At 37.7% G+C, this 12,858-nt stretch carries 14 protein-coding genes; 6 read left to right on the forward strand and 8 right to left on the reverse strand.

Annotation, left to right across the window (positions count from 1 at the left end; translation table 11 throughout):
- Positions 1–50: 50 nt before the first annotated feature.
- The 3 genes from LQV35_RS01745 to LQV35_RS01755 all read right to left on the reverse strand — a co-directional run bounded on the left by LQV35_RS01745 (position 51) and on the right by LQV35_RS01755 (position 2,446).
- Positions 51–719, reverse strand: coding sequence for an amino acid ABC transporter permease (locus tag LQV35_RS01745; protein WP_230056146.1), 669 nt, complete (start codon positions 717–719; stop codon positions 51–53).
- The gene (locus LQV35_RS01750; RefSeq protein ID WP_230056147.1) at positions 706–1,359 is read right to left on the reverse strand and encodes an amino acid ABC transporter permease; all 654 of its coding nucleotides are present in this window, start codon (positions 1,357–1,359) and stop codon (positions 706–708) included. Before LQV35_RS01750 ends, LQV35_RS01745 begins: the two co-directional genes overlap by 14 nt.
- A gap of 97 nt (positions 1,360–1,456) precedes the next feature.
- Positions 1,457–2,446, reverse strand: a complete 990-nt coding sequence (locus LQV35_RS01755; RefSeq protein ID WP_230056148.1) for a c-type cytochrome — start codon at positions 2,444–2,446, stop codon at positions 1,457–1,459.
- A gap of 77 nt (positions 2,447–2,523) precedes the next feature.
- Between LQV35_RS01755 and LQV35_RS01760 the strand changes: the two genes are divergently transcribed.
- The 6 genes from LQV35_RS01760 (at position 2,524) to LQV35_RS01785 (ending at position 8,949) form a co-directional block, all read left to right on the forward strand.
- A complete protein-coding gene (locus LQV35_RS01760; RefSeq protein WP_230056149.1) occupies positions 2,524–2,778 on the forward strand; it encodes a CBU_0592 family membrane protein in 255 nt (84 codons plus the stop codon).
- Entirely contained in the window at positions 2,774–3,748 is a 975-nt protein-coding gene (locus tag LQV35_RS01765; protein WP_230056730.1) for an agmatine deiminase family protein, read from the forward strand. The genes LQV35_RS01760 and LQV35_RS01765 overlap by 5 nt, the downstream gene beginning before the upstream one ends.
- Positions 3,749–4,627, forward strand: coding sequence for a cation diffusion facilitator family transporter (locus LQV35_RS01770; protein WP_230056150.1), 879 nt, complete (start codon positions 3,749–3,751; stop codon positions 4,625–4,627).
- A gap of 35 nt (positions 4,628–4,662) precedes the next feature.
- A complete protein-coding gene (locus LQV35_RS01775) occupies positions 4,663–5,550 on the forward strand; it encodes a carbon-nitrogen hydrolase (RefSeq protein ID WP_230056151.1) in 888 nt (295 codons plus the stop codon).
- A gap of 315 nt (positions 5,551–5,865) precedes the next feature.
- Positions 5,866–6,804, forward strand: a complete 939-nt coding sequence (locus LQV35_RS01780) for a TAXI family TRAP transporter solute-binding subunit (protein ID WP_230056152.1) — start codon at positions 5,866–5,868, stop codon at positions 6,802–6,804.
- An 81-nt stretch (positions 6,805–6,885) separates the two neighbouring features.
- Positions 6,886–8,949 carry a TRAP transporter permease gene (locus LQV35_RS01785; protein ID WP_230056153.1) on the forward strand — a complete coding sequence of 688 codons (2,064 nt, stop codon included), beginning with the start codon at positions 6,886–6,888 and terminating at the stop codon, positions 8,947–8,949.
- A gap of 26 nt (positions 8,950–8,975) precedes the next feature.
- On the opposite strand, the gene LQV35_RS01790 is transcribed toward LQV35_RS01785, so the two are convergent.
- The 5 genes from LQV35_RS01790 to LQV35_RS01810 form a co-directional block, all read right to left on the reverse strand.
- Positions 8,976–9,308: an SEL1-like repeat protein gene (locus tag LQV35_RS01790; protein WP_230056154.1), complete on the reverse strand. Its 333-nt coding sequence runs from the start codon at positions 9,306–9,308 to the stop codon at positions 8,976–8,978.
- Between the two features lie 48 nt (positions 9,309–9,356).
- Positions 9,357–9,926: a M48 family metallopeptidase gene (locus LQV35_RS01795; protein ID WP_230056155.1), complete on the reverse strand. Its 570-nt coding sequence runs from the start codon at positions 9,924–9,926 to the stop codon at positions 9,357–9,359.
- A gap of 109 nt (positions 9,927–10,035) precedes the next feature.
- Positions 10,036–11,070 carry an MFS transporter gene (locus tag LQV35_RS01800; protein WP_336245992.1) on the reverse strand — a complete coding sequence of 345 codons (1,035 nt, stop codon included), beginning with the start codon at positions 11,068–11,070 and terminating at the stop codon, positions 10,036–10,038.
- Positions 11,071–11,073: 3 nt separating this feature from the next.
- Complete coding sequence (locus LQV35_RS01805) at positions 11,074–11,394, reverse strand: glycerol-3-phosphate transporter (protein WP_230056157.1); 321 nt, start codon at positions 11,392–11,394, stop codon at positions 11,074–11,076.
- 108 nt (positions 11,395–11,502) lie between these two features.
- Complete coding sequence (locus tag LQV35_RS01810) at positions 11,503–12,834, reverse strand: MATE family efflux transporter (protein ID WP_230056158.1); 1,332 nt, start codon at positions 12,832–12,834, stop codon at positions 11,503–11,505.
- Positions 12,835–12,858: the final 24 nt, after the last annotated feature.

The raw sequence follows: 12,858 nt of genomic DNA on the forward strand, positions 1-12,858 counted from the left end.
TAAAATTTATTAACATTTTTTAGCTCTAAAATATAACTCAAATTTACTCCTTAGCCCCAGCGCTTCTCTAGTTTTTTTGAAAATTTTGATATAGGATAGCAGATTATAAAATATAAAAAGAATATAAAGCTATACACCCAAAACTGAACCATATTATTTGAAAAAACATAGGTTTCAATGATTTGCTGACCAACTTTAACAACCTCTACAACGCCTATTAAAACGACTATTGAAGTGGTTTTTATCATTCTACTTAGCAAATTTACAGCACCTGGAACCAGTCTTCTAAATGCAAGTGGTATGATGACATAGCGATAAATTTTAACCTTACTAAGCCCAAGTGATGAGGCGCTTTCAAACTGATGTTTTGGTATAGATACAACCGCTCCTCTAACTATATCCATCATCTCAAAAATACCCCAGATACTAAACACTAAAAGTGATGCTGCAAATGCAGAGATGTGAATGCCTGTTGCTCTTGGTATGCCAAAATAAAATATAAAAAGCCACACGATAGTGGGCATAATGCGCACTATCTCAAGGCAAATTTTTAAAACAGCATAGACTATTTTGTTTTTAAGACTCATCGCAATACCAAATATCACTCCGCCAACAAGCGAGATAAGTATCGAGATAACTGAAATTTCAAGGCTCACAACAAGGCCTTCAAACAATCTCCATAGTACTTGTGGATTTAGTAAAATTTCAGCCCCTTGCACGAGCTATCCTTTTTTCAAGCCAAGTTAGCCCTAAAGATATAGGAAGTATGATAGCTAGGTAGCTTACTACTAGCATAAAAAGTGCCTCGTCTGTCATATAATAAAGCCCGATAATATCCTTTGCTACATAAACCAAATCCGCTAAAGCCACAATGCTAACTATACTAGTTTCTTTTAATAAAAATATAATATTTGCGCTCACAGATGGCAGCGAGACTGCAAATGCTTGAGGGCTTACGACATGGTATAAAATTTGCGACTTGCTTAGCCCAATACTCATGCCAGCTTCTATCTGCGAGCGACGCACTGATTCATATCCCAGTCTAAAACTCTCAGCCATATAACTGCCACCCAAAAACGCAAGTCCCACGACCGCACAGGTAAATCCACTCATTGATATGCCTATCTTTGGCAGGGCGTAGTATAAGAAAAAAAGTTGTATTAAAAGCGGTGTATTGCGACTTAGCTCTATATAAGCATCGATAAAAGGTAAGGCAAATTTTACATTAAAATAGCGAGCTGCCGTACAAAAAGCACCGATTATAATAGATAGCACTATCCCCAAAAATGCAAGCTTGAGTGTTAAAATTCCAGCATCAACATACATAGGATAAAACTGCTTTATAAACTCAAAATCCATATTTTCCTATTTGTTATTTAAATTTTGCGAGATTTTAGCGTATTAATACTAAATTTAAAGACAAATCTAGTATTAATACAAGTTTTTGGGATAAAATTTATCTTTTTATCATCTGCTGATATGGACCAAAACGATGAGTTTTTTCATCAAATCCATCATTATAAGGAGCTACATCCATATCCATAGGCTTTATATCAAGATCTGGAAAATCCTTTTCTCGGTCGCTTTTTATCGGTCGTTCGTGAGAATTTATATAAGCTGCCACATCAAAACTATCCTCCCAGCTTAGCGTTTCATCGCCTTTTGGCATTGTTGATTTGATATATTCGGCAGCCTTTATGAGCCTATACATGCCAGCCCCTGTGTTGTAGCTGTCCTTTTCCCAAAGCGATGGGAAAAGATAATAATCCCCACCTTTTTCAAACTCCGCATTTACAACGCCTTCTCCATTTTCTCCGTGACAAGATGCACATTTTTGAGCATAAATTTCTTTACCTTTTACAGGATCAGCAGCACGATCTAAAAGCTCAGCTTTTAATATCCCCTGTCCTTTAACCCTATCGCCCACCCCATATCCAGTCGATAGCCACTGCATATATGTTACCATAGCACGCATCTCTTTTGAGTTATTTGGTATAGGCTTGCCTGCCATTGAGTGTTGAAAGCAGCCATTTATGCGGTCTTGTAGAGTTACAACTTGATCTGCTCGTGAGTTGTATTGCGGAAATCTTGCGTAAATTCCAACAAATGGCGAGTGATTTGGCACAACTCCGCCGTAAGTATGACAGCTTGAACATGAGTAGTTATTGCCCGCAAAGCGTTTTTTCTCATCTTTTGCATTTGGACCAAGATACCTAGAAGTTTCATTGACAAGTTTTGAACCAAAAATTACAGTCTTTGCAAAAGGCGAGTCACCTAAAATTTTCTCATCTATAACGCCGTTTTCATCAATACCATTTGGAAGCTTAAACTCTTGCATTTTTGGCTCATAAGGTAGCGAATTTTTGGCTGCATCTTTGACATAATCAAAGCCAAAACAACAGGTGGCTGCTAGTGCAACAGTCATTGTAAGTGCAATTTTTTTCATACAATCTCCTTTAAAATAAGATTTAAGCTTGTATTTTATAAAATTTGAGTAAATTATAGATAAAATTTAGGAAGTGTATGGATATTTTTCAGTTTATCGGATTTTTGGGTATGATTTGCATTGTAGGAGGGTATTTGCTACTACAAATGGGCAGAATAGATAGCGATAGTATGGGCTTTCAGCTTATAAACTTACTTGGTGCGATTTTGCTTATCATCTCGCTTTGTGTTCATTTTAATCTAGGCTCATTTTTGATAGAAATTTTTTGGATAGGCATTACGATTTATGGGATTTATAAAATTTTAAGAAAAGGTAAAAATAATGAAAATTAGAGCATTTGCAGAGTGGGAGAGGCAAGAGTTGCTTTTTGTATCTTTGCCGCACAAAAACACCGACTGGAAGCCATATTTAGATGAAATTTTAGATAGTTATGAAGAGCTAGTTAGTGCTGTTGTGCCGTTTCAAAAGGTGGCTTTGATATGCCCTGATGAGAAAATTTTGGCTAGATTTTCAAAATTTCCTAATACGGTTGCTTTAAAGATAGACACAAACGATACTTGGGTGCGTGATTATGGATTTATCGATGTAAAAAAAGATGATGAGATTTTGAGCTATGATTTTAAATTTAACGCCTGGGGCGGGAAGTTTGAGAGCAGTAAAGATGATGGCGTAAATTCTCAAATCGCAAAAATCATACCGACAAACTTAAAGCAAATTGACTTTGTTTTGGAGGGCGGAAGTGTTGAATTTAACGGCGATGGTGTGCTTTTAACGACTGAACATTGTTTGCTAAATGAAAACAGAAACGCGCATTTAAGCAAAGATGAGATCGAGCAAAAACTGCGCGAACTTTTTGGCTTAAAACGCGTAATCTGGCTAAAACACGGCTTTATAAAGGGCGATGACACCGATCATCACATCGATACCTTAGCGCGTTTCATTACGCCTGATACCATCGCGTATGCAAGCTGTGATGATGAGGCTGATGAGCATTATGAAGAGCTAAATTTAATGAAACAAGAACTTGAAAACTCGGGCTTTAAGCTAGTTGCCTTGCCGATACCAAAGGCGAAATTTTATGATGGCTCTAGGCTTGGTTGTACTTACACAAATTTTATCTTTGTAAATGACGCACTCATCGTGCCAACATACGGCGATGATAACGATGAGATCGTACTTTCTCGCCTTAAATCATCTTTGCCAGATAAAAAAATAGTGGGCGTAAATTCGCTCGTTTTCGTGCGACAAAACGGCTCACTTCACTGCTCAAGCCAAAATAAATTTTTAGGTAAAATAGATTAAATGAAGCCACAAAACACAGCTACAAAACCCATCGTGATAGCGGCTATTACGGCGTTTTGCTTGGCTGTGGTAAAATTTATCGCCGGGGTTTTTAGTGGCTCTATTTTGCTGCTTAGCTCGGCGATTGACTCTTTGCTTGATCTGCTTGTGTCTGCTTTAAATTTCATCGCTTTTAAAAAATCAAAGCAAAAGCCAAATGAGAAATTTAACTTCGGTTTTGCTAAACTCGAGGCGTTAGCAGCGTTGTTTGAGGGGCTTTTGATAGTTGGCGTGGCTGGGTTTATATTTTATGAAAGCGTTATGAAATTTGGCGCTGAAAATAACGAGATAGACACAGATTTAAGCCTTTATGTTATGATTTTTTCACTTGCGGTAACTGGAGCGTTAAGCTATTATCTAAGTCAAAATGCAAAACGCACTCAAAGCTTGATTTTACAGGCTGACGCACTTCATTATAAGAGCGATTTTTATACAAATTTAGCAGTTATAGCCGCACTCATTGTTATCAAATTTACAGGATTTATGATAATTGACGCGATTTTTGGAGTGTTAATTAGCGGATATATCGCAAATCAAGCCATATCCCTTATGAAAAATAGCGTTTTTGCCTTGCTCGATGAGGCACTTGAGAGCGAAAAAATCATACAGATAAAAGATATGATAAACGCAAAAAGTGAAATTTCTAGCTTTCACTCACTTATGAGCCGAAAAAGTGGACAGACTTGCTATTTAAGCGTTCATCTAGTCTTTAACGCTCAAATTTTACTCATCGACGCACACTCTATCTCAAACGAGATTGAAGATGAGATAAGGAGGAAATTTAGCGAGTTTGCGTGGGAGATAACGATACATCTTGATCCGTATGATGATGAGAGTTAAAAATTTGTTATAATTAAAAAAACTTAGGAGAAAAAATGAAAAATGATAGCTTAAAAATAGCTTTAATTCAGCAAAAATTTTACGGCACAAAAGAGGCTACAAATGCCAAAACTTGTGAGCTGATCGCAAATGCAAAGCAAGGCGGAGCCGAGCTTGTCGTGCTTCAAGAGCTTCATCAAACGCAGTATTTTTGCCAAAGCGAGGATACGCAGTTTTTCGATCTAGCAAATGAGTGGGAGAGCGATGTGGCGTTTTGGAGCGATGTGGCTAAGCAAAACGGCGTAGTTTTGGTAACTTCGCTCTTTGAGAAGCGAACGGCTGGGCTTTATCACAACACTGCTTTTGTCTTTGAAAAGGACGGTAGCATAGCGGGTAAATACCGCAAGATGCATATCCCCGATGATCCGCTTTTTTATGAGAAATTTTACTTTACGCCGGGTGATATTGGCTTTGAGCCGATAAATACTAGTGTCGGGCGACTTGGCGTGTTGGTTTGCTGGGATCAGTGGTATCCAGAGGCTGCTAGGCTTATGGCGTTAAAAGGGGCGGAAATTCTAATTTATCCCACGGCTATTGGTTGGTTTGATGGTGATCGCGATGATGAAAAGTCGCGTCAGCTTGAGGCGTGGGTAGCGGTGCAAAGGGGACACGCTGTGGCAAATGGCTTGCCCGTCGTAGCGGTAAATCGCGTGGGCTTTGAGCCTGATAGCTCAGGCGTAGCTGATGGGATACGATTTTGGGGAAATAGCTTTATTTTTGGGGCGCAAGGGGAGCAAATTTTACGCACGGATAGTGAAAGCGAGAAGTGCTTTTTAGCACAAATCGATATGAAACGAAGCGAAGAGGTGCGTAGAATTTGGCCATTTTTACGCGACCGTAGGATAGAGGCGTATGCTGGGCTAACAAAAAGATTTATAGACTAAAAAAATTTCATACTCTTTAAGATAGCTTTTTTAAAGAGTATGAAAATGCCTGCAATCAAAAATATAATCTAATTCTTACAAAAATAAATTTTAAAAAATACAAAAATACACATACAAGTGGCTAAATATCGATATTTTATATAAAAAATTAGTTGATTTAAAAAATAATATAAAAATTTTCTTAAGTAAAAAAAAATTATAAGCAAGTTACTTTTTTACACATTTTTATAAAAAATTTAAAAATTTTCATAAAAGCTCTTGCAAAAAAATCATAAAAATGTCAAAATGAAACAACTTCAAAATAAGGAGAAGAAAATGAAGAAAAGTTCATTGATACTTTCAGGTTTGCTGCTGGCTTCAACACTTGGCGCAAAGGAGTTTGTTAGTATAGGAACAGGCGGTATGACTGGTACTTACTATCCTATCGGTGGTGCGATTTGTCGCTTGGTAAATAAAGATCCAAACATGAAGTGTTCAGTACAATCAACCGGTGGTTCGGTTTATAATGTTAACAATGTCCTGAAAAAAGAGCTAACATTTGGCTTCTCACAAAGTGATGTTGTTTTTGACAAGTATAACGGCAAAGGTAAATTTGATGGCGCGGCTGATACAAATTTACGCGCTGTAGTGTCTATCTACCCTGAGCTTTTGGCTTTTGTTGTTTCAAAAGATAGTGGTATTAAAGATATAACAGGTATCGTTGGCAAGAAATTTAATGTCGGAAACCCTGGTAGTGGCAATGAGCTAACTACGCTTGAAGTTCTTAAGGCAAAAGGTGTAGATGTAAATTCTCTTGCTCACCGCGGTGTTCTAACTGCTCAAGAGTGCCCGCATGCGCTAAAAGATAAGAAGATAGATGGCTATACATATATGGTAGGACACCCAACTGCGAACATTACAGATGCGGCAAATTCTCTACCGATCGATATTTTAAATGTTGATGGTCCAGAGATTGACAAAATGCTTGCTGACTTTCCATATTTTGCGAAAGGTGTGATACCAAAAGGTCTTTATGAGGGTGTTGATCACGATACAAACACTATTGGTGTGAAGGCTGTTTTGGTTGCAGACAAAAGTGTCAGTGATGCTGTTGTTAAGGCTGTTGTAAAAGCGATAGTTGATAACTTTGATGAGTATAAAACGCTTCACCCAGCACTTGGCGCTATCACAAAAGAGAGCCTTGTAGAGGGACTTTCTGCGCCACTTCACCCAGCTGCTGAAGCTGTATTTAAAGAGGCTGGTATATTAAAATAAAACTTAAAAGCTCCGATGTAAGCGAAGTAAAATTTAAAAATCGCTATAATCGGAGCTACTTCTAAAATTTCAAGGGGCAAAATGAAAGAGATAAATGAAAATGAAGAGCAGTTTGTCGAGGTAAAAACTAGAGAGATAAAAGGCGGCTTTTATAACTATCTGGTTGTATTTTTGTGTTTTTCTTGGTCTGTTTTTCAGCTTTATATTGCCTATTTTCCGCTAAATACCACGATAGCTCGCTCACTGCATTTAGGTTTTGCCATAGCGCTTGTGTATTTGCTATATCCTGTTAAATTTCATAAAAAAGCCCATGTTAGCATGCCGCTTTATGACATTGCATTTTGTATTATAGGCGCTCTTGCCGTGCTTTATCCTGCGATAGAATTTTATGCTTTAGCAAATAGACCTGGGGATTATTTGCAGCGTGATATTATTGTTGCTTGTATTGCTGTATTACTACTTCTTGAGGCTGGAAGGCGTGTGCTAGGACCTGCACTTGGTATTATAGGAATTTTATTTTTGGTGTATGATTATTTTGGTCAGTATATGCCAGACATTATAGCTCATCAAGGTGCAAGTATACAAAAACTAGCAGGACACATGTTTTTAACGACTGAAGGTGTTTTTGGTGTTCCAATCGGTGTTAGCGTAAGTTTCATTTATCTGTTTGTTTTATTTGGGTCGCTTTTGGAGCGAGCTGGAGCAGGGCAGTATTTTATAAATCTAGCATTTAGTTTGCTTGGAAAATTCCGTGGAGGACCAGCTAAAGCTTCAGTTATTGCTAGTGGATTAACTGGCATGGTAAGTGGTAGCTCAACTGCAAATGTCGTAACAGTTGGCACTTTTACAATACCATTAATGAAGCAAGCAGGACTTAGTAGAACCAAGGCTGGTGCGATAGAGGTTGCGGCTGGGGTTAATGGTCAGCTTATGCCACCTATTATGGGAGCAGCAGCATTTATAATCGCTGAGTTTTTGGGTATGACATATACTAATGTCATGGTTGCTGCGGTTATACCAGCATTTGCTTGTTATATATCTTTATTTTTTATCGTGCATTTAGAAAGCTGCAAGCTTGGGCTTAAGGGTATTAAAAATAGCGAATATGAGTCAAAGCTTAAAATTTTTCTAAGTGGTATCCATTATCTAACGCCTATTTTTGTCCTTATGTATACACTTTTAATAGCCAAAGAGTCCGCCATATCAGCAGCGTTTAATGCTATTGGGTTTTTGTTTTTGATAATGATCTTTCAAGAACCAACTAAAAAATTAGCTCAGGGACAAAAGATAAGTAGAGCTGATGTTTTGGTTGGGTTTAGCGATATTTTCTGGGCAATGGTAACAGCGGCAAAAAGTATGACGACAATCGCTGTTGCAACTGGTCTTGCTGGTATCATAGTAGGTTCTATATCGCTTACTGGGCTTGGTCAGGTTCTTTCAGAGGTTGTAGAAAACCTTGCTGGTAACAATATCATACTTATTTTAATGCTGACAGCACTTATGTCTTTAATCCTTGGCATGGGGCTTCCAACGACAGCAAACTACATCGTTGTTTCAAGTCTTGTTGCACCAGTTATCTTAATGCTTGCCTATAAAAATGGCTTTTTGGTGCCAGCTATCGCAGCGCATATGTTTGTGTTTTATTTTGGAATTTTGGCTGATGATACACCACCAGTTGGTATAGCAGCATATGCTGCAGCAGGCATAGCTAAGGCAAACCCTGTAACTGTTGGCTTGCAAGGCTTTTTTTATGACCTTCGTACAGCTATATTGCCATTTGCATTTTTCTTTAATAATAAACTTATGCTTATTGAAAGTGTTGACGCTTCAAACCCTCTTGACGCAAAAGGTATAGTTTGGATGAGTAATCCTCTTGAGATGTTGCTTGTATTTGCAATGGCTATCATTGGCATGTTTGCTTTTTCAAGTATCTTGCAAGGATATTTTGTTACGAAAATTCGTCTTTGGGAAAGACTACTTTTAATCCCAGTAGTCCCACTATCGCTAGTGCCAAATATCTGCGCTAAGTATTCAGTCATACCAAATGAGTATGTAGGATATATGGTGGGTGCGGGTATATATGCCTTTGTTTTTGTAACTCAGTGGATTAAAAATAAAAGTGATAAAGCAAAAGAGATAGCTTAAAATAGTAGCCTTTTGGCTACTATTTTTCATAGTTTTTTAGAGCGCTCTAAGTCTAGTGCAAATTCACATCCTAGCTTATCTTTAAGCTCGCATGATTTATCAAAAAATATCTTTGCTTCTTTGAAATTTTGAGCATCGATTAAAAACGAACCAGCCACACTGCAAGCATTTGCGTCATTTAGCTCGCACGCTTTTTTAAATAGATCAAATGCTTTTGTCTTATCATCTTGCATAAGCTTTGCCGCTACCTCAGAGCAACTTTTTGCTATGTTATTTTCACATTCATTGATATGTTCTTGTAAATTTTGGGCCATCAGTATAGATACGCAAAATATAGCTAAAATCATAAAATTTCTCATTTTTACCCTTTTGTTTTTGAGATTTATTCTATTTTAGCATATTAAAAATTATTTTTTGTTTAGTGCTATCTCTCTTTGTCTAAAATCTGGCATAATGCTTTCTATGAAGTCATAAAATTCGCTTTTATGATGTGGATATATCAGGTGTGATAGCTCGTGCAAGATGACATATTCTATCAAGATAGGCGGCTTTTGTATGAGATTTAGATTTAGGTTGATGTAGCCTTTTTTGCTATTACAGCTACCCCAGCGAGTTTGCATGTTTTTAATGCTTATGTGGTTTATATCTTTTTTTATTTTTGGTCTAAATTTATCTATGAAATTTATAAAAATTTCTTTTGCTTTGCTTTTTTTAAACTCTTCAAGTGCATTTTTATCTTTTATAAAAATTTCATCATTTTTTATCAAAACTTCTTTTAAATTTTCATCAAATTTTATTTTATATATTTGACCTAAAAAGACAAACTCATCATCTTTTGGCAGCGTATCTTTTGCTTTTTCGTAAGTTTTTATAAGCCAATCTTTGTGTGTTTGTAAAAACAAAAATGCTGATTTTTGAGTGGCATAAAATGGCAAGGAGAGTGAAATTTTAGCCTCTTTTGATACTTTTAAACGCATATTTTTTACATTGCTTTTAAAATTTAGCGTGATGTCAAATCCACAAAAAGTAGTAAGAATTTGTTTTTGTTTGAGTGGTTTGGGGCGCTTTAAAACGCCCCATAAATTTCTAGCTTTCAAGCTGACGAGATGTTTTGTGAAGTAGGGTGTAGGCTATAAAGATAAATGCTAATACGCAAGCCACTATCAGCGCGTAAAATCCGCCGTCCCAGCCAAACACATCAACGAGTTTGCCCATAACCCAGCCAGCACTCACCGTGCCTAGTAAGTAGCCAAAAAGACCAGTTAGGCCAGTTGCAGTTCCTGTGGCAACCCTTGGAACAAGGTCGGCTGCTTGAAGTCCTATCATCATAACTGGACCATAGATCAAAAAGCCAATAGCTATCAAGCAAGCGTAATCAACCCACTCATTTCCAGCCGGATTTGTCCAATAAACAATAACAGCTATCAAAACACCCACCATAAATATAAGCATAGGAGGCGCACGGTGTCCCTTAAAGACCTTATCGCTTAGATAGCCGCTTGCTAGCATTCCAAAAATTCCAGCATACTCATACATAAAATATGCCCAACTTTGCTTATCTACCGTAAAGTGCTTAACCTCTTTTAAGTATGTTGGCGCCCAATCGATGATACCATAGCGGATGAAATAGACAAATATATTTGCAATAGCTATCGCCCAAAGGAATTTGTTGCCAAGGATGTATTTTTTAAAAATATCCATAGCACTTAGCGTGTGAGCCGACTCTACCTTTTGTACGTGTTTTTCGCCTTTGTACTCTTCAACTGGCGGTAAGCCCTTTGACTCTGGCGTATCATGCATAAGTCCATACATCACAAATGCAGCCAAGATAGCTATGATCGCTGGGAAGTAAAACAGCGACTGCCACGCACCAAATATAGAAAGTCCAAGCAAAGCAAGTGGTCCGATGAGTCCGCCACCAAGGTTGTGCGAGACATTCCACCAGCTCCACCACACACCGCGTTCAGATGGACTAAACCAGTTTGTCATAGTTTTTGCGCCAGGAGGATAGCCCATGCCTTGAAACCAGCCGTTTAAAGTACCAAGGATAACCATAGCTGTAATGCTTGTAAATACTCCCGGAACCAAACCAAAAATGAGCGTTACGATCGCAGAGCCGATAAGTCAGATAGTGATGAAGTACTTTGGGTTGCTTCTATCTGAGACATTGCCCATAACAAATTTTGAGATACCATACGCTAGCCCAAGCATAGACATAACGATACCAAGATCGGCTTTTGTGTAGCCGTAAGCTGCATATTCGCCAGCCTTATCGGTAAGATATGGCATGGCGAGCGAGAAGTTTTTGCGGATGAGATAATAGGCCGCATATCCTATGAAAACGCCCGCAAATACCTGCCAGCGTAGTTTTTTGTAGTGTGCATCTACATCTTTGTCTGGAATTTTGTCTTCAGACGGAGCAGACGCTTTAAGAAAAGAAAACACAAATAGCTCCTTTTGTAAATTTTTAAAAAATGCATTCTAACAAAACTTTTCTTAAAATTAATATTTGCAACTAAAATTTTAATAAAATTTTATAACACTTCATAAAAACTAAACAAGCCTTTTACTTTGCCATTTTCTGCTATACCAACGCCAAGTATTTACTCCGCCACGCAGCCATTCATCAGCACAAAAACCTATCCAAACACCGATAATCCCAATGCTAAGATGTATCCCTAAAAAGTATCCAACAGGCAAGCTTACTCCCCACATAAAAATAAGCCCCGTCATTAGCGGAAACCTTGCGTCGCCACTTGCTCTAAGCGCATTTACCATTATTATGTTAAATGTCCTACCAAGCTCAAGTACGATAGATAGCGTAAAAAGTGGCAACATTATCCTTTTTAACTCACTGCTTAAATTTAGCTCATTCATCACAAGCTCTTTTAGTAAAAACATAGCCATAACAACTATAAAAGTAGCCCAAAGACCGTATTTTAAAGCCTTAAATGTTCTTATGTAGGCATCATCAAATTCTTTTGCACCAACCAAATGTCCTACTATAACTTCGTTTGCAACGCTAATACTGGCGCCACAAAGCATGATAAGAAGTGAAATTTGAAAGTATATAGTTTGAACTGCAAGACTAGCTTCTCCCATGCTAGCCACAAAGCCAAAGGCTACCATGTATTGCGCCATCCAGAGCAGATTTTCCCCAGCGCTTGGAAGCCCGACATGTAAAATTTTTTTCAAAACATCAAAGGGCAAGGCAAGCAGTCTTTGTATAAAAATTTGAACTTTTGCAAAGTGAGTTAGCATAAAGCAAAGTACCAAAAGACCGACCAATCTACCAAGTATGGTTGATACAGCTACACCCAAAAGTCCGTAGTTTGGCAAACCAAACCAGCCAAAAAGTGCGATCGCATTGCCAATTAGCGTGATAAGATTCATTAAAAGTGAAACATACATTACTTGTGTTGCAAAGTTATACACTCTTAAAATAGCAGCTATAACCATGCCTATGCCGTCAAATGCAAGAGCCCAGCCAAGCATGTGTAAATATGTATAGCTTTGCTCTTGTAAATTTTTTGGTACTTGCAAAAGCTCTAAAATTTCGTAACCAAAAAAGTAGATAAATATAGCTGAGCCAAGGCCCAAAATGCTATTAAATGTAATGCTTGCGTGAATCACACGCTTTGCAAGATGTCTGTTTTTAGCACCAAGGGCTTGAGCAACGACGATAGAGCAGCCCACACTTAAAAAGCTAAATATGGTCATAAAAAGATCCATGACCTGATTTCCCGCGCCCATAGCGCCAACAAGATCAAGGCTTACTTTTGTAACCATGTATGTGTTGATTATCAAAGTTATAAAATGTAAAAACATATCAAAAAATATAGGTATAGTAAGCTTTTTAAGGCTTAGAGTTTTTGTATCGTGCATAAATTTCCTTAATAAAAGCGCGAT

Origin of the sequence: Campylobacter suis, assembly GCF_905120475.1 — a bacterium.
In the GTDB taxonomy this organism is placed as follows: Bacteria; Campylobacterota; Campylobacteria; order Campylobacterales; family Campylobacteraceae; genus Campylobacter_A; species Campylobacter_A suis.